Origin of the sequence: Scytonema hankhaensis NUACC26, assembly GCF_045865695.1 — a bacterium.
Taxonomy (GTDB): domain Bacteria; phylum Cyanobacteriota; class Cyanobacteriia; order Cyanobacteriales; family Nostocaceae; genus Scytonema.
Map to the genome: position 1 here is coordinate 1 of NZ_BAACAP010000130.1, position 17,988 is coordinate 17,988.

Consider the following 17,988-nt stretch of genomic DNA (forward strand, 5'->3'; position numbering starts at 1 on the left):
CAGAGCGTGGGAACGAGGGAGGGACGCAGAGCATGGGAACAAGGGATTGGTCACTGGTCACTGGTCACTGGTCACTGTTAAAATCGTTGACCGATACCAAATTGCAATCTGCTTTCACCTTGGTCATTTAAACCGAAGTCAGCCCGAATCAGACCTAAAGGAGAATCAAAGCGCAAACCAGCCCCATAACCAAAACCAGTCCCAGGCTTACCCCGAACTCCGCCAGGATTATCCAAGACACTATCGCCAGAACCTAAATCGGAGGCAAAATCAGCAAACACTATACCTCCCAATGCATCTAAGATAGGGATGGGAAAACGATATTCTGCAGAAGCCAAGACGTAAGTGCGACCGCTAGCGACATCACCACCATCATAACCGCGCACCGAATTAGGACCGCCTAAGTTAAAGGTTTCATAAGGTGGTAAATCGCCAAGTACCGTTCCTGCTTGTAAATTCAAAGCAAAGACTTGGGGTTTTTTAGATTCAAATAGCTTAACAGGTTGAAACTGAGTGTAGTTTGCCTTGATGCGATTCATGGAAATTTGTCCATTTCCAATAGGAACAGATTGTTCGGTGCTGAGTTTCAGTATCGAACCGCTTGTTGGATTTGAGGGGTTATCTCGGAAATCTTTGGTAGCAGTGAAAGAGACGGTAGCCAAATCATCGATACCACTACCGCTAAAAGACAGTTGATTACCCTGTTCGTCAAAAGGCACGATCGTTCCTTCGCGATCGCGAATACTGACACGAGTATAATTGAAACCTAAAGAAGTATCCCAATCATCAATTGGTCTTTGAAAACTGATACTTCCTCCAATCTTACCTTCCCGAATGCGATCGCCATCAGCCAGTTTAACGTCGCCATCAAAAGTGTCAGAAAGTCCCCGTTTGCGAAAGGTGGTGATGCTGTAGCCCAAGCGATCTGGATTTGAGGCGCGATAGGGGCTGCTGAATTTAGATTCAAACTGAATATCGCGACGACCAACTTGAACATTCACACCTAATGTATCGTTACCACCACCGACATTTCGGTCATTGTAAGTAAACGTACCGACTATTCCCTGGTCAGCACTGTAATTACCACCTACGTTAACAGAACGAGCACCTGCTTCCTTCAGTTGGTAAATGACATCAAGTTTTGTCGCATCACCTTCTAAAGCAACATTCACATTTTCAAACAACCCCGTTTTATAGAGTTGCTGCAAATCCTGCTTGACTACACTTTCTTGAAAGAGTTGACCCGACTTTAGTTTGAGTTGTTGGCGCAAGAAATCTTGTTTGGTACGCCCCCTAACAGGATTACCTTTGTCATCAACTGTTTTACCTTCGTCGTTGACATAGCGAATTTGAACGCTACCGATAACACCCTCGCCAACATTAACAGTCAAAATACCATCTTGAGTTGGGGTTATAGATATAACTCTTGCAATTTTATAACCATTGTCAGCGTACCATTTATTGATTTGTTCCACGACTGCCTTTAAACCATTAGGGCTAATAGCCGTTCCGACTTGGGATTGAAAACGTTCCCAAGCCACTTGATAAGTCAGTGCTTTAGCTCCAGAAAGTTGAATGGAACGCACAGTGACTGGTTGAACTTGATAGACAACGTTTAAACCTGTTGATGTAGTGTTACTATCAACGCGAGCATTTACAAATAAACCCGTATCTAAAATAGCTGCAACATCCTGCTGTAACTGACTTTCGCTTGTTTCACCACCAGCTTGAGTTTTGATTTTGCTGCGAATAATTTGTTCTAATTCTTCAGTTGCACCCTCTATTTTTACGTCTATGGCTGTGACAACTAGGTCGTTGGAGGGACTGGAGGATTGGGGACTGGCGACTGGCGACTGGCGATTGGGGGATTGGGGACTGGCGACTGGGGCTTGGGGACTGGGGGATTGGTTATTGGGTGATGTGGAAGATGAGGGAGAGAACTCTACCATATTCTCAGTCTCCACTTCCAAATCGCCATTGCCCCTTATCCCCAGAGGGGGCCCCGAGTTCCCCAATCGCTGTTGCCCTTCCGTAGGAATTACAATATTGTTGACATTCTCCCCTTGAGTGGGAACATTAGAAGGAGCAGCTATTGCTTGCTGAGTAACGTTACTAGCCGTTAAAGTCGCTAGAGTGAAAATTGCAGCAGAAGAAACTCGCATAATACTAGCCTGATTTACTGGGAGTTAGTGTGTAATTCTGTACAGAGGTTAGGTCATGGGGATAGTACTAACTTCCAGCTGCTTCGCCGATTATTGATACCCCCATGTATCCCTCGTATCCCACAAGACAGTAAATTTTTAGTTTTTGTTTCTCATGAGCGATCTCTCACAACTACCCCTACCCTCCTCTCAGTACCAAAACGAAAATTCTCGTTTGCGATTACTTGTTATGAGTAACGGACACGGGGAAGATGTTATTGCCGTTCGGATTTTACAGGAACTTCAGCAACAGCCCAATCCACCGGAGATTGTTGCTTTACCAATAGTGGGAGAGGGACACGCCTACCATCAATTAGATATTCCCATCATTGGTTCGGTACGTACTATGCCATCAGGTGGTTTTATCTATATGGATGGACGCCAATTCATGCGAGATGTGCAAGGTGGTTTGTTACAACTGACGCTCGAGCAAATAAAAGCTATACGCAACTGGGTTAAAACTCAAAAAAGATTGGGGTATAAGAATGCTGTCTTGGCAGTGGGAGATATTGTTCCACTATTATTTGCATCTCTCAGTGAAACCAACTATGCTTTTGTGGGAACGGCAAGATCGGAATATTACGTGCGAGATGAAATTGGAATATTAAAACGGAAAAACCAAGCTACATGGTTGGAACACTTTTCCGGCTCGGTTTATCATCCTTGGGAACGTTGGCTGATGAGCCGTCCTCGTTGCAAAGCTGTATTTCCACGAGATACCCTTACATCAGAGATATTAACAAACTTTTCAGTTCCGGCGTTTGACATGGGCAATCCCATGATGGATGGGTTAGAACCATCTTTTTCTACTCAACGATTTTACAATTTTGATGCAGAACAACAGGAACTCGTTCGACCCTTTGTTGTCACTCTGTTACCTGGTTCTCGTCCTCCAGAAGCTTACAATAACTGGCATCAAATTATAATCGCTATCTCTACTGTGATGGAACTGTTTCAAGAGCGAGATTTTATAGGACATTCTTCTAAAACAGTGGTATTCTTGGGAGCGATCGCACCTAGCTTACATTTTGAGAGTATGCGACAAATGCTAGAAGCCCAAGGTTGGCGTCCCCATGCAGGAACACCTGTGAAAATTGCCGATAAAAATGCCGTGTCATTTAAGCAGCTAAATGCTTATGTTGTACTAACTCAAGACGCTTATAATGATTGTCTGCATATGGCAGATTTAGCCATTGCCATGGCAGGAACCGCAACAGAGCAATTTGTGGGTTTGGGCAAACCCGCGATTATTTTTCCTGGAAAGGGACCTCAGTTTACAGCTTCCTTTGCAGAAGCCCAAAGCCGTCTTTTAGGACCTTCAGTGATTCTTATTCAAGAGCCGGGAGCAACTGCTAGTGTCGTGCGAAGTCTTTTATACAATCCCGATACTTTACAAGATATAGCGGAAAATGGCGTGCGGCGAATGGGTAAACCAGGTGCTGCTAGACGCATTGCTGATTGTTTGATAGAGCAATTGAGTCAGGAGTAGATGGTAATCATTTTTACGCTAACTTTTCAAGAATGCTTCTTGTTGAAAGTTCTTCATAAAGGAAGGTGCAAAAGCTACCGAAATAAAGTCATGCTACTAAAGACGTGAGTTCGAGGCGTGTTCCATGAATAACAACCCACAAGTTGATAGCACTGTCAATGATTTAAGTCAGAAGACCACGGATACCAAAGCAAACATAGTTTCTTCATCAGAAGAACCCAAACAAAGTCTGAAAACAGTTGATGTAGATGGTCACCGTCCAATCGATCCAAGTTCTTTTAAGCTTGCAGACACCTTTGAGGTAGATGGTGTCCGCCCAATTGCAAAAAGCAAAATTCAGATACAAGAAACAATTGATGTAGATGGTCAGCGTCCGATCGCTAAAAGCAATTTTCAGGAGCATGAAATGCTTCCTGTAGACGGTATGCGTCCGATTGACAAAAGTGATGTAGAGGTTAAAGATACTTTGAACATAGATGGTCAACGCCCGATTGTTAAAAGTCATCTTCAAGTTAAGGATACTCTTGAAGTCGATGGAGACCGTCCAATTACTTCATAAAGAACCAACGAATCGCACTAATACCTTTAATGAAAACCCTTGATGCTGCCCGTAATCCTTATTGCTCAGATTGACATTCCCCGTCATGACTTACCGAATGTACTCAAAGTTAAACCCGAACAACAGCAAATACTTAAAAACCCTCCACCTTTACAAAAGCAGGAGTTACAGCAACTTGAGGAAAAACTAAATGTCTCCCAAAAGGATTACGAACAAAACATAGAGCAGTTGCAAAAACTGCCCTCTTCTCGAATAGATTGTCAATCCCAATTCCCACCTATTTTAGGGATTGACCCTATTTCATGCAAGCGCCCTTGAAAGAGTGTCTGCTCGAACGGACACTCTTCCAAAGACCTAACGTCGCAAGTAAGAGCAGCCCTAGCACAGTTGTTGGCTCCGGGACAGCAACAGAACGGGTGTAAGTTACCTTTCCAAAATTGAAGATTGGACTACCGCTCCCAAAGTAACCTTCATCATAAAACATAGCAGGAAACGGGAAAGACCCTAAATTAAACCCAAACCGGAAAAAAAAGCCTTTAGCGTAGGGATCGCTTGCAGGATTGCTGTATAGAATTCTAGGAGGATAAAAAAAGTTTTCCAAGCCAAAACGATCCTCCATGCCAGGAGTACTTCGATCAAAAAAAGTTAAGCCAGTTAGAGAATACTGTGATGGTAATCCACCTGTTGAACTGCTTGCGTAGTTGAAGATGCCTGACGTAACTTTGTATGTACCATCACTTTGCTTGCTCGATACATCATCGTAACTGAAATTACCAGAATAACTTTGTCCCGATAACGGACCATATGTCATGTCTACATTGAAATTGTATGTAACGGTGGTAGCTCGTGCAGTATCTATCGTTTTCGCTTCAATTGCAGCAAAACTTAAAATAACTCCAGCTGTTGCAATTACTGCTTTTTGACACAGGCAATTCATTTCAGTTGACCTCTTAAAAATAGTTTGTTAGCAGTCAGCACACCTGAATGTCAGTAAATTCAACCAATTAAAACCTAAAGTGACTCCATAATTTATCGGCAGTTATTAAAGAATTTACGTAAATACGGATAAATCTTTAAATTTCTTAACATTGTCTGAGGTTTGAGCAAAGTTCAACAAAATAATGCTCGTAGTGTAGTTATAAGTCAAATAATCCCTCTAAATTGAAGATAAGTTCTCCCCTTGTCAGTAATATAAAAGTGTTCTCCAACTTCTCGTTTTTGACCATCATTCTGAAGCAGGGTACGTCTACCTTTACCATCAAAATTTGCGATTAGCCCAAGCTTTCTCAACCTGTCCAGTTCATTGGAAAAGAAATGAGAAGTGTCATCTACCTTTACTAAAAATGGCTCTTTAAAATAAATTTTTCTAATAATATTCAGCTCGCTATCAGTGATAAAACCTTCTATCAAAAACTTTAATTGCTCGATTTCAGTTTTTTGACGAATTTGTTCTTCTTTTATCTGTTGTATAAACTCTAATTTCCAACCTCCTGGTAGCTCTGCTTTTGAAAGAATACCAGCTAACCAAGGAAGAAAAGCTATTATAATAAGAATTAAGCCTTGAGTATCAAAAGTGAGAACTTTTGCAGAATGTAGAACTGAAAAAACTATACCAGTTAGAGATATGATAATCTTTGTAGTTGGAATATTATTTTGGCTACTATTCATAATTTAAGTGTTTCACTGAAGCTTTGGTTGAAGTCTGTAGAGACGCTCTGTTTGAAGGTCTATACATTCTTTTCAAGTGATAGATTTTGTACAAGAAATTTGTTTTTATCGCCTTATTCAGGTAAAGAGAAAATATCCACTTCTTGGGTACTAGTTTGTGTTATTCGGCTTTTGGACGCAGAGTCATAAACTACAAGGACAAAGCGATCGCTGTTGTTATTAGTAGAGAACAGAGTCATACCCTCTGCATGGTCTTTTCCCTTGTCCTCACCTAGACCAAAAGGGATATCCCCGATAGACTGGATTTGTGGTGAGAAAACTAAACTTTCGTCCTTTGGTTCTGCGCCTCCTCGCCATTGAAAGATAGTAACTGGACCATCAAGATCCATTGAGGGTCCAGCAAGAATCAGCAGATCGGAACCCCGCACGCATAAGTCACGAATACCTAATCCACCTAAATCAAGGAAATACTTCCGATAGCGTTGGTTGTCAAGTCCTATCTCTTTGAGCTTTAAAGTGAAAGGGTCTTCATTATCTTCTTCAACCTCCACTTCAAGGATCGCAGCCCAACCACGCAAAACCGGTCCACGCAACCCAATGAAAATGCGATCGCCTGTAACAGCTAACCCCTCAATATCGAATCCATTGTCTTTACCAGGTATCGTGAGGAAGGATTGCAAGTGTTCGTCTTGAGCTAGAGCCTTAGTCAAATCGTTACCTTTATCGTCACCACGCAATTTTGCAGCAGTAAGTTTTTCACCCTTCTGCACAACTTCCTTCTCCAGAATGTACGTCCCATCCTTTTCCACGATAGGAATGCGAGCCAGAAGAAAGCGGTTACCATCTCTCGTTACCTCAGCCAAAGGCTTCAGATCGGTTGGTTTTTCCTTATCCGGTTTACGACGTTTCAAACTGTGAGAACCTACTAGCCAAAGATAACTATTTTTGCAGTCAAGCCCTTCTACATCTATCTCTTCAATATCTTTAAAATCGGATGGAGGGGGTACTGGAAGTTGAAGGTATTCATTCAACGCGAATTGTTTATGTTCCCCATATTTGTAAGTGTCATCAGCATTACCTTGTAGTAAAGAAACCCGTTCCAGGCTAATAGTTTCATCGTTGGCGACCCAGAGGGTATTACCTATTTGTACAACGGCGGTTCTTGCGTACTTAACGTGCTAAATTAATATCATAATGCCAAGAAAGTAAAGCTCTAATTTCAAAATTGCGAAAGTTCCTAAAGCCAAATCCATTTCGTTTTATTAGCTTCAATTTATTATTAATTCCTTCTACTACCCCGTTAGTAGTTTTTCTTTCAAAATATCCAGCAATTTCTCCAAACCAACGCTTAATTGTCTTCCCACTTTTCTGATAATAAGGTTCAGCTTTTTCTAACCAATCGAGTAGCCCTAAGATTCCTGTTCCTGAATCTTCATTCGTATCAAATAAATCGCGGAATTCTTCTTTCAATGAATGCATTATTGCTATTAAAGGAGATGCAATCAGAGATGCATCTAATTTTATTTTTTGTTTATCTGTCACGGGGGTCTTACACGTAGAAAAAGGGGGAACCTTATTTGGGATATCCTGCACTACCCCTCTATAAATAAAGGGGTTTGAAGGTTCCCCCTTTTTCTGGGGACAATGCGTCGTCAGCTTGTCTTCTGCTTTTAAAATTGTAAATTTATTACCTTTTAAACTATCAAAAATTTTTTCCCTATCTTCAACTTTTAACTCTGAGGCTGTTTTCTTTTCTGCTATTCTAGCTTGGTTTAATTCTTCATGTATTATTTTGGTAACATGGAACCTATCGACTGTAACAACAGCATTTGGGCAAATCTTATCGACTAAACTTTTATAATTTCCGGTCACGGGGGTCTTACACGTACCAGAATGGGGCAACCCTATTTCGGGATATCCTGCACTACCCCTCGTTAAAACAAGGGGCTTGAGGGTTGCCCCATTCTGGAGGGGACAATGCGTCGTCAGATCCATACTAACTTCTTCTATCCGTTCTAGAACTGAGTCTCCCCACTTTTTCATAACATTTTCTATTTCCATTTGTTTTCTTTCTTTTACTAATCCTATTAATCTCCCTGAATCTATATCTACAAGTACAACAATAAATTTTCCTTGCCCTTTTACTAAACTTATTTCATCGATTCCTAACATAAGTCAAATTATTTAGGTTTATTGGTAATACATTTTTAGCTACATCTTCAAGCATTAACCTCTTCATCGGTTAATCCATTATTTTCCGCCACATTACTTACATTACTACTAATAAGTTGTTTAACAATATTTTCCGCATATCGATGCGTATATGTCTTTCTCGCTCCTACAAAATCAAGCTTTTCGTTAAACGTTTTTCGGCACGTTTTACATTTAAATCTTCGTCTATTTACATTTAATATTACTTCTTTATCCCCTATCGGTAAATCTTTTACTAAGTAATTTTGATTTTGGTGTAAATGTTCGGACTTTTTACCGCACTGTGGGCATACTGCACTTTTCGTCTTTTTACGTACTGATAAAATTAAGACAGAACCCTCTTCTAGACTTGATTCTACCGCTACATCAGGTAAATTTAATAGTTGACTAAGGATTCTTTTCATAATTAATTTTACTTAAAATTTGAATAGATATCCTAATATTTTAGCACGTTAAGTACGCAAGAGCCGAAGCGATCGCTAAGGTTAGCGTTTCTCAGGTCGGCACAGTATAGTTGTATTCCAGTTTCAGCAAACTCTTCTGAGGAAACTGCATTTTTGATTTTCTTTATGATGCGACAGTCTGTCAAACTTAGGTCAGCATTGCTCAAGTTGGCGTAACCCAATTTAGCGCCTTTTAGCTTGACATTACTTAAGTTCGCATAACTTAAGTCGGCTAGCTCCAAGTTCAACTCACTTATAAGTTCTGCATCGCTTAAAAAGCGGATAACACGTCCTTTACGTTCCCCATCTTTATTGAGACGGCGGAGCATTGATAACGTGCAGGCACGGGAAGCGTCTAGTAACGCATTAAGCATGGGGTCTTTAAAATCTGTTGTTTCTTGTTTTTTAGCGATTAACAGCTTCAATTCTTTATCTATCAATAGCTCTGATATATGCTTAAAATAACCAAGCACAGCTTCTTCACGAGAATTGGTATCAACTTGTTCTTGTTCGCTACGTTGAAATTGGTAAAGCACTATCGGAATTGCTAGCGTACCAACTAACCCCAACCAGTCCCACAGAGTCTTGCCTGATTGTTTGTGCTCAGTTGTCTCTTTGAGCTTGATAATTTTTCCGTCTTTGGGATTTATAACTTCCTTTATCGTCACTGATTTATTTGAGTCTGGTCCGAATCCAGCCCAATCAACCCGATATAATGCGGGGAAAATGGCAATAGTTCCAGCAATAGCAAGTCCTATAAAAAATTTCTGCTTTGTCAGCCCAATCTGCTTCTTCTGATTCTGCGTCTTGTCTAGGTTCATTATAGATAACTATAAAGGTGTATAGTTATATCCATGGCTAAAGTTCCCAATTACTGACAAATAATATGAAATTTGGTTAATGAATTATTTACAGCCATTTCGGGTTAAACTACTTGACTGTGGCATGAGCATACTTGTAAGGACTCTTGAATGTACGGGCAGGATGCCCGTACCACAAGACATGATGTTATAAAAGTTACTGAGAGGTTTTCGCTCGCTGGTCAATGGTCACTGGTCACTGGTCACTGATTTCTAGGTGGCACCGTGCGTCCTTGATACAATCGTCGTTCTAACTTACCCAAACCAAACCAAATACCAGCGCCGCTAATAACAGCTAAAGTTAACAAGCTCATAGCGATCGCATTGACTTGAGGGTATACAAACATTAGCAAAGGAAGCAGCAACCAAACCAACCCTGTTATGACAGCGACTCCCAACCGCAATCGTTGCAGGTTTTTGAGAGCCTTACTACAGCTAGCACATTTCTTCGTGTGAGAGTGGTATCTATCTAGTAAAATTTCCTTGGGCAGTGCCGGTGATAGAGTTGCTCCTTCAAAAGGATCGACACTATATTGATTCACCCAGGAACGCAGCTCGAATACAAACAAATCCGCTTTGGTTGGCAAATAGAATGCTTTGGTAAAGTTGGCACTACCACCACGTTGTTCTAGATACCGTTCTTGGTGATGCAAGAAAATCTGGTCATCTTCCAACACGCTATTTTGCCCGATATGAGAGTACCAGCGCGGAGTTAGTTTGAGAAATATCCCTGGTAATTTTGAGGTGAACTTGAAGGGAAAACGCGCAAATAGCCTACATTCTCCTTTACGAATGGGAGTTGCGTAGACGACTGTCAACGTCCTACCAAATTGTTTGGAAGTGAGGTCATGCCACATCATACTAGGAGCAATGAAGGTCGTATCCTGGCGACCTAGAGTTCCTTTTCGAGGACCTTCTGCCCAAATGCCTTTGAATCCCCATTTCCCTGATTCTACAATTTCCAATTCTACAGGAGATACATTAGCTCTGTTACCAACGGTACGGTGGTGGGTGTAAGGAATGTGACTGGTATCGAGGACGTTTTCCATCAATGTCAGGGCATCATAGGGTATGTCTCGAAAGGTATTGAGGCAAATCCAACCTTCTGGTTCTTCGTCTAAGATATCAACAACGGGAACTTTGGTGTTAAGTGCATTCTCTGGAGAACCGGGATAAACAAATAACATTCCTTGACGAACTGTGGTCGGTAGTGAAGTGACGCACGCACGTTGAGAAACTTCAGCTTTACCTCCCTCGACTTGTTGCGGAATGCGATCGCATTTACCCGTTCCTGAAAATGCCCAACCATGATAGGGACATTCTAGTAAACCGTCTTCGTTAATTCTTCCTTCAGATAGTGGCGCTAAGCGATGGGGACATTGGTCTACAAATGCTCGCCACATTTGTTCGTTGTTATCCCACCAAATAACAATATCTCGCTCTAATAAGGTGAAGCGAGTTAGCTGGGATTTGTCTAAATCTTCAATATAATGGACGGGATACCAAACTTCGTGCCAATCAAAGCGATCTGGATCGAGTCCACCACTGGGAAGTTCTTTTGTGTCTTGAGTTTGAGAAGTGACTGAAAGAGGTGATTCCTCTGGCTGGAGGATGCTACTGAACATGGTGGAATCAACAATGGTTTTGATATTTTATCCACTCAGAATCTAACAATTTTTTAATGAGTTAGGCGAGGTAGAATTGAAAAATCTGTCTATGGTTTACCGTAATTTTCTGGTAAAGAAACCGTAGTATAACTATGTTGTTGTAGTACAATATTTTTTGTATTACAATATGTTCTTGTGGTACGGGCGTCCCCGCCCGTCTTCTTATTTAGTACGGGCGTCCCCGCCCGTACCACGCACCACCACAGACAAGATTTGGATTGTGTAAAAAGAAAACTACTATAGAATAGTATTAGTTAAAGCTAAGAGTAGCGATGACATCTCAACATATGGCAGTAGATACGGAAAAACGTACAGTAGCTAAAACAGCTTTGCGTGAAGCACTCGCTGCTTGTGGTGGAAATACCAAAGATCGATCCGTCATAACTGCAATTGAAAATCTCCAATCGCTCAACCTAACAACAGCACCAGCCCGTAGTGGTAAATTTATGGATAGTGAATGGTTGTTGATTAGTGCGCCGAATTTTCCTCAAGGCGAGCAACTTGCAGATGGAAAGTTTGCTTATACTCTTGGTCGTCTGGCTTTCAATATGTTTCAACCGACAGAACTAAAAGTCGCGATCGACCGAGTTTTTCAACCTGTCTTCTTATTAGAAAATGGCGAACAGCGAACTCACGATATCGTGGTTGAATTTACAACCATTGATAAGTCTGTTCCTCAATTAGCTGGTATTGTTCGCAATCAAGGAATATGTCATCCGATTGGCGATACGGTACTGCAAGTACAATTTACAGGAGGAATTCTAGCACCGCAAACCTCAACGAACATAGACGAGTGGAAGGCTACTTTTGGCGAGCAGAGACAGTCTGCAAAGAGAAATTGGAAAGAAAGTTTAATGTCTGGTTTCTTGAAGTTGATGTTTGGTCTAGTTTCTTCAGAAGCCATGAATCCAGAGACCGGAGAAATTTCTTTTACGATGAAACGTTCTCCAAAAGGGCGTTTGGAAATTCTTTATCTAGATGAGGAACTACGAATCACTCGTGGGGAACGGGGGACAGTTTTGGTGTGCGATCGACAACATTAACTACTCAAATAATTTTGATTTTCCCTGTTTTTCTCTTGTTTCATTCAACGCCTGAATTAAAGCTTCAGAAGTTTCCTCCATTTCAGTTTCATCAAAAACCTTGTGCTACACTATCAAAAATTCTCTTTAATTAGAAACTGTTTTGAAAATAGGGCATCGGGTATTGGGCATAGTAAGAAATAATTTAAGGAGCAGACGAGGACTTCCAGATACAGCCGTAAAGACATTTGAGAAATCGTCTGTAAGACTTGTCCTGGCAATCTGGGTTCTGTTATCTTGCCTAATGAGAAGCGAACTCGCTAATTCATTTAAGGAATGCCCGATTTATGGAAACAAAAAGCTGGCTTGATGGTTTTTGGCAGTTGGGATTAGCGGGTTGCTTGGGTTTAGTGGGGTTAGGCGATCCTAAGTATTACACAGGAAAAAGAGTCGGTACATCAAGCCAAAACTACTGTTGTTGAACTTGCGACTACCCCACCGACAAAGGTGAAAATAAAGGACGAAAATATGGTTACAACTTCTCAGATTAAGATGCAGCCTTGAAAGAAGCATCCACATTTTCTGCTTGCCGCATCGCCACAAGGCGTTCCAGATAAAAAGCATCCATCTTAGCAACAAATTTCCCATCAACAATCTCAACTCCTAATGTATCTGCTACAGCTAAAAAATCAAGGAAAGATGCATTTTGATAGTCTTTATCTTCAAATGATTTAATTTGTTCTTCTGTACGACTGCATAATGCTGCCAGTTCTTTCTGCGTAATTTTGAAAGCAATTCGTGCTTTGATTAACAGGTTTGATATCTTGTTCATGCACTCGACTTTAAGGGAGATCGGTTCGTTAGGGTTATGGAAAACCAGCATTTCGTATTCAGCAATTTCATCTAATAGTTTCTGCTGTAGCGCCTTGTTAGAATCTTGGATTAATTGCCATCCATCAGGGTCTTTTTGTCGTTTTTCTTCATTCACCCGTAATTTCCGGTTGGCTTCTGCAAATTTTTCCGCCCACTCCTGAGAATATATGAGCTGCTTGTCGTTCTTAATCATGGCGACCATTCCCGTAGATTAATACCTATGATACCTTTTCTATTTTGTTCTCGGTCACGTTGGAAAAATTCGATTGACATTGTAGACTCATCTACGGGCTGGTCAGATGGATATATCTCACCCTTATACTTAGCTTTTTGTACTTCACTGTTATAAAAATTTAATATGAGAGGAGCATTTTTTCTTAGGTAGTTTAGTGGATAGCTGTGCAGTGGGCTGTAAAACAAGGGATGCAACATAATCATGCTACAAACAGCTTGCTAAAACACGTTGGTGCGATGGTGCGGAAGGGTAAATTATAATATCTGGACGTCGTTCAAACAGCCGAATTCGGCGTCCAACACGTGAACTATACAGTTAAATATTGTATTAATATTTATCAAGATAATTCTTGGGTTCGCGATAGATTTATGACTAGTAAGGAAGTACTTAGAAGTGTGGCAGCAGAAATTCAATTGTTCAATGATATTGAGCAGAAAGAAACGTTTCTGTTTGTGCTTGGGGCATTATTTTCGCGAGTGATTAGCTTAAAAAAAGCAGCAGAAATTATGGAAATAGAACCCAATGTATTTCTAGAATTATTAGACATGATGGGTCTAGAGTTTTCCTATCTCACTCCACAAGATGTTCCACTTGAAAAGGATTGGTAAGGAATGTGTTGATAGTCTTAGAGGATGTTTGTAAAGTGGTTGGCTGTGATTTTTATCGCATTATTACCCCCCTTAATCCCCCCGATGTATTGGGGGGAAACAAGAAAAATCCAGTTCCCTCCCCAATCCATCGGGGAGGATTAGGGTGGGGTAAAAATATTTGATACATCAATTCATAACTTTTAAAACATCCTCTTAGACCGACTTATTGAACTGAAAGCAAAGAGCCAACAACTTGAGCTTTGCCTAATTCTAGAATTAGACGTTGGGCTTGATGTTTGTAGAGTGGCAAAGGCAAGGTTTCTGGTAAATTTTTCATCAAGTTTCTTGCAACATTAAGATTGCATCCGGAAATTCGGGCAATAATATTAGCTCCCTCAAATTTTGCATCTTCTGTTAAAGCTCTTGCAATATGGACTTGCCAATTTTTTAACGTGAGCCTAGTGTCCCCCTGCTCAACCCTTTGTAAACCATGGCTTGTTGCTATTACGACCATGCGATCGCCAACAGCTAAGCGAATATCTTCAGAAGGCATTAACTTTGGTGTTTCTGCATCTTTTTGGTAGAGAATGGGAACAACACCATAACCACAAGCAACTTCAGATAATAACAAGCCATTCAGAGTATCACCAAGCTCAATTTGGTATTCTGTAACCAAGATAGTTGTGCGATCGACACGAAACAAATGAGTGATACTTTCTCCAAATGCTGCTCCTGCAAAAACTTCAGCAGCTACAGAATTCACGCATAGAATTTGAGCATTTGGCAAGAGTTCAGCCAAGTTATCACTTAATCCTAGCCCTGTGGTACGAACAACCAAATTACTTTCTGGATTTACATCATAACTCATGAGGCTGACTTCCAAATTCAGCATTTCGTCATCAGTCACCACCACAACACTCTTTGCTGTCTTGAGATTTGCCTTAGCAAGAGATCCTGTTAGGGAACCATTAAGGAGTGGCATTTTTGGCAAAAGAGATGCATCGGAATTTGTATTAAAGGTAATGCCAACAAGCGGCTGTTTAAACTCTTGTAGAATTTCTGCAATTCTTTGACCAATTCGACCAAACCCTACCACAACTACGTGATTTTTTTGGGGAACAGGTGGACGCCGTTTAATTAACTGAAACCTAGCGGCTAATAGTCTTTCTGTCAGGAAACTATAGAGTATTCCTATCAGAACTGTACCACTAATTGTCATTCCCAAGCTAATCAGTCGCAACCACAGAGGAACTGGTTGTGTAAAATCGAATCCCCCAAACAGATCGTTAAATCCTCCTAAGAGCAGCATAACTGAAGTCAAAAAAGCATCTATCAAGCTCATTTTGGGATAGGTTAGCCTGTACAGAATAGTACCCAACAGTAATAAAAAGACTACAATGGCTCCACAAATCATACCTACCTGCTTGAGCCGATTTTTATCGGAATCTTGCCAAAAGTTAGTTACGCTTTGCTGAATGTTGAGCCAATTAAGTTGTTTAATTTTTGTTAGAAAAAAATTGGGACTATACCAAGTTTTTCTTATTGGTAACTCTAAATCAGTGAGACTTAGCTTTGTTGCTTCAATATAAACAATCGTGTCTCCAGGCTTAATACGTGCATCTAATTCCCAGTCATCCAATAATTTGAGTGAAGCAGCGTCAGATTTATAATAGAGGAGCCGACGGTGATGAGTGTTAATATCGTATAACAAACGGTTGTTGCACCAGGTATCTGTTGATGACATAACGCGTCTCATGACCCGTAGCCACTGTCCTTCTAAGTTAAACAATCCTAATGTATCTGTACCAAGAGCAGCAAGGGCAAAAGCTGGAGCAGGTAGCTGTGTAGGTTCAAAAGCAGTAAAGTTTTTTAAATGCTCGCTCAATAACTCATTGAGATTTCTTTTTGAAGAACGGACAACTATACGAGTTTTGGGATTTAGCTTTCGTACTGTTAAAGCTGTCTCTGCATTGACTTGTTCGTTATTAGTTACTATGAGAGCTGCTCTGCATTGTAGAATTTGGGCTTGCTCTAAAACACTTGAGTGACGGCAATCACCTACGATCAAATTGTCCAACAAATCCGGAAGTTGAGAAATTTCCCACTCTTGAGGTAGCTGTTTGTCTATGGCAATGACGCTCACTTCAAACAGTTTTAAGGCAACAACACAATGTTGTCCCAAACTACCCAACCCACAAACCAAAAACCGATCTAACAGCACTTCGGTCTTTGCCACTCAATGAAATTTTAGCCTTATATTGTACCATTTCGGAAATCAATAGCTCTCTCTCCTCTTATACCATTTCACTAAATCTTTGAGGCAAATGCGCTCCCCCCAACCCCCCTTACAGCAGTTTTCACCTAAATGAACCACACCCTTTGTAGGGGCGCAAGGTATTGCGCCCCTACATCTGTGGTCTATTTACCTGAAAATAGCTGTAATAAGGGGGGCTAAGAGTGAGACTTTCTCAATCCAAAATCTAAAATCCACGCATTGCATCACCTTCTTGGTAACTTGACCGCAGGAATCGATGTGACAGGAGATTTTTCTGCGAGCGATCGCGTTCCTGATTCAGTAGTCCTAGCAAGGGTTCCGGGTGGAACGACTTCCAATAAGCCAAACACAGCAGGACCTTGAGAGCCATCGGGATTGGTTAGAAGCAAGGAACGATCGCCTAAGGGTGCATCGGGGGAAGCTGTAATTGTCAGGAAGAAAGTTTGTTGTCCGTCTTGGTCTTGAAAATCTACTTTTGTCGCCGTAATTCCGGGAGCACCTGTCAACTCAATGGTAGCATTGCGATCGCTATTAAACGCAATCAGCACGACATTTTGCACTGTTGTTCCTGGCTCAATTCGCATATTGAGGTTACCACGAGCAGCTGCATCTACCAACTCTGCGTCCCTTAAAAGAAATGGACGCGGTAGCGGCTTTTCTGCAAAACCCGCACACTGAAAAGATTCTGGTGGTGTTATTTGTGGCAAAGGTAACCCAGCTAAAGCAATGTCAAACGTTTGTGTAATCTGAGAGCCAAATTCAATATTAAATCCATTAATCGCGATATCACTGACCGTAAAGCCTTGGTCTTCTGGTACCTCGAACACTGCATGGAGAATAAAATCCATATCCTCTCCATTTTTCCGACGGCGACCTCGAACAACCTTCCAATAATCTGATGGCTGAGCGTTTGCAGGAGCATTTAAGGGAAGTTGGTAGGTGTCAAAACTGGGTTCTTGAATGTAGAGTCCGACTGGATTCTGTAAGGAAATTCTTACACCAGAACCAGGTTGTCCGGTTCCACGCACTAATGCGTTGACTGACGCTCCAATTGTCGGATCGCTGTTACGGTTTGGAGTGCCATACTGACTACAGTTGATAAGCTGGTTTTTATCGGTAATGGGGTTACCTGCTGAATTTTGTCGCAGAACTGTGGCTTGACCTGCAAGAAAAATCTCAGCACTCAGAGCATTGGGATTACTGACTAAATGAACGGCTCCATTGGTTGTCGTGCTATTCCACTTGTTGAGATCGTCATAGGCTGGTCTTCCAGTTTCTGGGTCAATAATAGGTTCTCCATTATCGTCCCGTAAGTAAAGGTCTTCAAGTTGCACCTGCGAGCCGACTAACTCTTGGTAAACTCTAAGCACAATTGCTGGCTCGACATCCCAAAGGGTGTACCAGTATTCTCGGTTCTCGCAAGTAAACATGACTTTGGTAATTTTTCCCTCGGAGTTGCGGGTGACACTCCATTCACAATACTCGTCTTGCCATCCACGAGGTCCTCTGGGACTATAATTAGGATCTGATGGACCTTCATCTGCAAACTGCCACTGCTTGCGCTGTCCTACATTGGGAAATGTAATTAAGATTCTGTTTGGAAATGCTGTCCACTGGATAACTGCTCCCTTTGTGCCTTCGGGAATGTCTGTGTTGAGAGGGTTGTAGTATTGGGTTAGGGCAGGTTGATTCACAGAGTCCCACGGGTCGTTTTTAATGGTCTGTTCTGTAAATCGATTGATGTTACTATTCCAACGACTGCGGAGGGCTTTTTCTTTCTCTTCTTCTCCAGAGCGGAAATCATTTTGATTTGCTGGTGGATTGAATTGAGGTAGTTTGGGCATTTTTGACTCCTAATTATTGTGATTGTTAAGAAATAATTAACCGCAGATGAA

General features: G+C 41.3%; 18 protein-coding genes and 1 pseudogene. 6 read left to right on the forward strand and 13 right to left on the reverse strand.

Features of this window, described 5'->3' with window-relative positions:
- Window positions 1–77: 77 nt before the first annotated feature.
- Window positions 78–2,162 (reverse strand): BamA/TamA family outer membrane protein, encoded by a 2,085-nt coding sequence (locus ACKTT2_RS07640; RefSeq protein ID WP_407885360.1) that lies wholly within the window; start codon window positions 2,160–2,162, stop codon window positions 78–80.
- A gap of 154 nt (window positions 2,163–2,316) precedes the next feature.
- On the opposite strand from ACKTT2_RS07640, the gene ACKTT2_RS07645 reads away from it, so the two are divergent.
- The 3 genes from ACKTT2_RS07645 (at window position 2,317) to ACKTT2_RS07655 (ending at window position 4,567) form a co-directional block, all read left to right on the forward strand.
- Window positions 2,317–3,690 carry a lipid-A-disaccharide synthase-related protein gene (locus ACKTT2_RS07645; RefSeq protein ID WP_407885361.1) on the forward strand — a complete coding sequence of 458 codons (1,374 nt, stop codon included), beginning with the start codon at window positions 2,317–2,319 and terminating at the stop codon, window positions 3,688–3,690.
- Window positions 3,691–3,814: 124 nt separating this feature from the next.
- Entirely contained in the window at window positions 3,815–4,249 is a 435-nt protein-coding gene (locus tag ACKTT2_RS07650) for a hypothetical protein (RefSeq protein WP_407885362.1), read from the forward strand.
- A gap of 42 nt (window positions 4,250–4,291) precedes the next feature.
- On the forward strand, window positions 4,292–4,567 hold the full coding sequence (locus ACKTT2_RS07655) for a hypothetical protein (RefSeq protein ID WP_407885363.1): 276 nt from the start codon (window positions 4,292–4,294) through the stop codon (window positions 4,565–4,567).
- On the opposite strand, the gene ACKTT2_RS07660 is transcribed toward ACKTT2_RS07655, so the two are convergent.
- The 8 genes and pseudogenes from ACKTT2_RS07660 to ACKTT2_RS07695 all read right to left on the reverse strand — a co-directional run bounded on the left by ACKTT2_RS07660 (window position 4,545) and on the right by ACKTT2_RS07695 (window position 11,056).
- Window positions 4,545–5,186 carry a PEP-CTERM sorting domain-containing protein gene (locus ACKTT2_RS07660; protein ID WP_407885364.1) on the reverse strand — a complete coding sequence of 214 codons (642 nt, stop codon included), beginning with the start codon at window positions 5,184–5,186 and terminating at the stop codon, window positions 4,545–4,547. The two genes, ACKTT2_RS07655 and ACKTT2_RS07660, sit on opposite strands and share 23 nt — an antisense overlap.
- A 206-nt stretch (window positions 5,187–5,392) precedes the next feature.
- Window positions 5,393–5,917 (reverse strand): hypothetical protein, encoded by a 525-nt coding sequence (locus tag ACKTT2_RS07665; RefSeq protein WP_407885365.1) that lies wholly within the window; start codon window positions 5,915–5,917, stop codon window positions 5,393–5,395.
- 113 nt (window positions 5,918–6,030) lie between these two features.
- Window positions 6,031–7,062, reverse strand: a complete 1,032-nt coding sequence (locus ACKTT2_RS07670) for a DUF3616 domain-containing protein (protein WP_407885388.1) — start codon at window positions 7,060–7,062, stop codon at window positions 6,031–6,033.
- A gap of 25 nt (window positions 7,063–7,087) precedes the next feature.
- A pseudogene (locus ACKTT2_RS07675) lies at window positions 7,088–8,026 on the reverse strand (ISL3 family transposase); the annotation flags it as partial.
- A gap of 110 nt (window positions 8,027–8,136) precedes the next feature.
- Window positions 8,137–8,532, reverse strand: coding sequence for a transposase family protein (locus ACKTT2_RS07680; RefSeq protein WP_407885367.1), 396 nt, complete (start codon window positions 8,530–8,532; stop codon window positions 8,137–8,139).
- Between the two features lie 32 nt (window positions 8,533–8,564).
- On the reverse strand, window positions 8,565–9,392 hold the full coding sequence (locus ACKTT2_RS07685; protein WP_407885368.1) for a pentapeptide repeat-containing protein: 828 nt from the start codon (window positions 9,390–9,392) through the stop codon (window positions 8,565–8,567).
- Between the two features lie 84 nt (window positions 9,393–9,476).
- The gene (locus tag ACKTT2_RS07690) at window positions 9,477–9,617 is read right to left on the reverse strand and encodes a hypothetical protein (RefSeq protein ID WP_407885369.1); all 141 of its coding nucleotides are present in this window, start codon (window positions 9,615–9,617) and stop codon (window positions 9,477–9,479) included.
- A gap of 17 nt (window positions 9,618–9,634) precedes the next feature.
- The gene (locus ACKTT2_RS07695; protein WP_407885370.1) at window positions 9,635–11,056 is read right to left on the reverse strand and encodes an aromatic ring-hydroxylating dioxygenase subunit alpha; all 1,422 of its coding nucleotides are present in this window, start codon (window positions 11,054–11,056) and stop codon (window positions 9,635–9,637) included.
- A 314-nt stretch (window positions 11,057–11,370) separates the two neighbouring features.
- On the opposite strand from ACKTT2_RS07695, the gene ACKTT2_RS07700 reads away from it, so the two are divergent.
- Both ACKTT2_RS07700 and ACKTT2_RS07705 read left to right on the forward strand, forming a co-directional pair.
- Window positions 11,371–12,141, forward strand: a complete 771-nt coding sequence (locus tag ACKTT2_RS07700) for a PAP/fibrillin family protein (protein WP_407885371.1) — start codon at window positions 11,371–11,373, stop codon at window positions 12,139–12,141.
- A gap of 326 nt (window positions 12,142–12,467) precedes the next feature.
- The gene (locus tag ACKTT2_RS07705) at window positions 12,468–12,602 is read left to right on the forward strand and encodes a hypothetical protein (protein ID WP_407885372.1); all 135 of its coding nucleotides are present in this window, start codon (window positions 12,468–12,470) and stop codon (window positions 12,600–12,602) included.
- Between the two features lie 65 nt (window positions 12,603–12,667).
- Here ACKTT2_RS07705 and ACKTT2_RS07710 read toward each other — a convergent pair whose 3' ends face one another.
- Window positions 12,668–13,186, reverse strand: coding sequence for a hypothetical protein (locus tag ACKTT2_RS07710; protein ID WP_407885373.1), 519 nt, complete (start codon window positions 13,184–13,186; stop codon window positions 12,668–12,670).
- Window positions 13,183–13,431: a DUF6932 family protein gene (locus ACKTT2_RS07715; RefSeq protein WP_407885374.1), complete on the reverse strand. Its 249-nt coding sequence runs from the start codon at window positions 13,429–13,431 to the stop codon at window positions 13,183–13,185. The genes ACKTT2_RS07710 and ACKTT2_RS07715 overlap by 4 nt, the downstream gene beginning before the upstream one ends.
- 165 nt (window positions 13,432–13,596) lie before the next feature.
- Between ACKTT2_RS07715 and ACKTT2_RS07720 the strand changes: the two genes are divergently transcribed.
- Window positions 13,597–13,836 carry a hypothetical protein gene (locus ACKTT2_RS07720; protein WP_407885375.1) on the forward strand — a complete coding sequence of 80 codons (240 nt, stop codon included), beginning with the start codon at window positions 13,597–13,599 and terminating at the stop codon, window positions 13,834–13,836.
- Between the two features lie 205 nt (window positions 13,837–14,041).
- Here the strand turns inward: ACKTT2_RS07720 and ACKTT2_RS07725 are convergent, their stop codons facing one another.
- Together ACKTT2_RS07725 and ACKTT2_RS07730 are read right to left on the reverse strand one after the other, a co-directional pair.
- Window positions 14,042–16,054 (reverse strand): NAD-binding protein, encoded by a 2,013-nt coding sequence (locus tag ACKTT2_RS07725; RefSeq protein ID WP_407885376.1) that lies wholly within the window; start codon window positions 16,052–16,054, stop codon window positions 14,042–14,044.
- A 263-nt stretch (window positions 16,055–16,317) separates the two neighbouring features.
- The gene (locus tag ACKTT2_RS07730) at window positions 16,318–17,937 is read right to left on the reverse strand and encodes a DUF8225 domain-containing protein (RefSeq protein ID WP_407885377.1); all 1,620 of its coding nucleotides are present in this window, start codon (window positions 17,935–17,937) and stop codon (window positions 16,318–16,320) included.
- Window positions 17,938–17,988 lie beyond the last annotated feature (51 nt).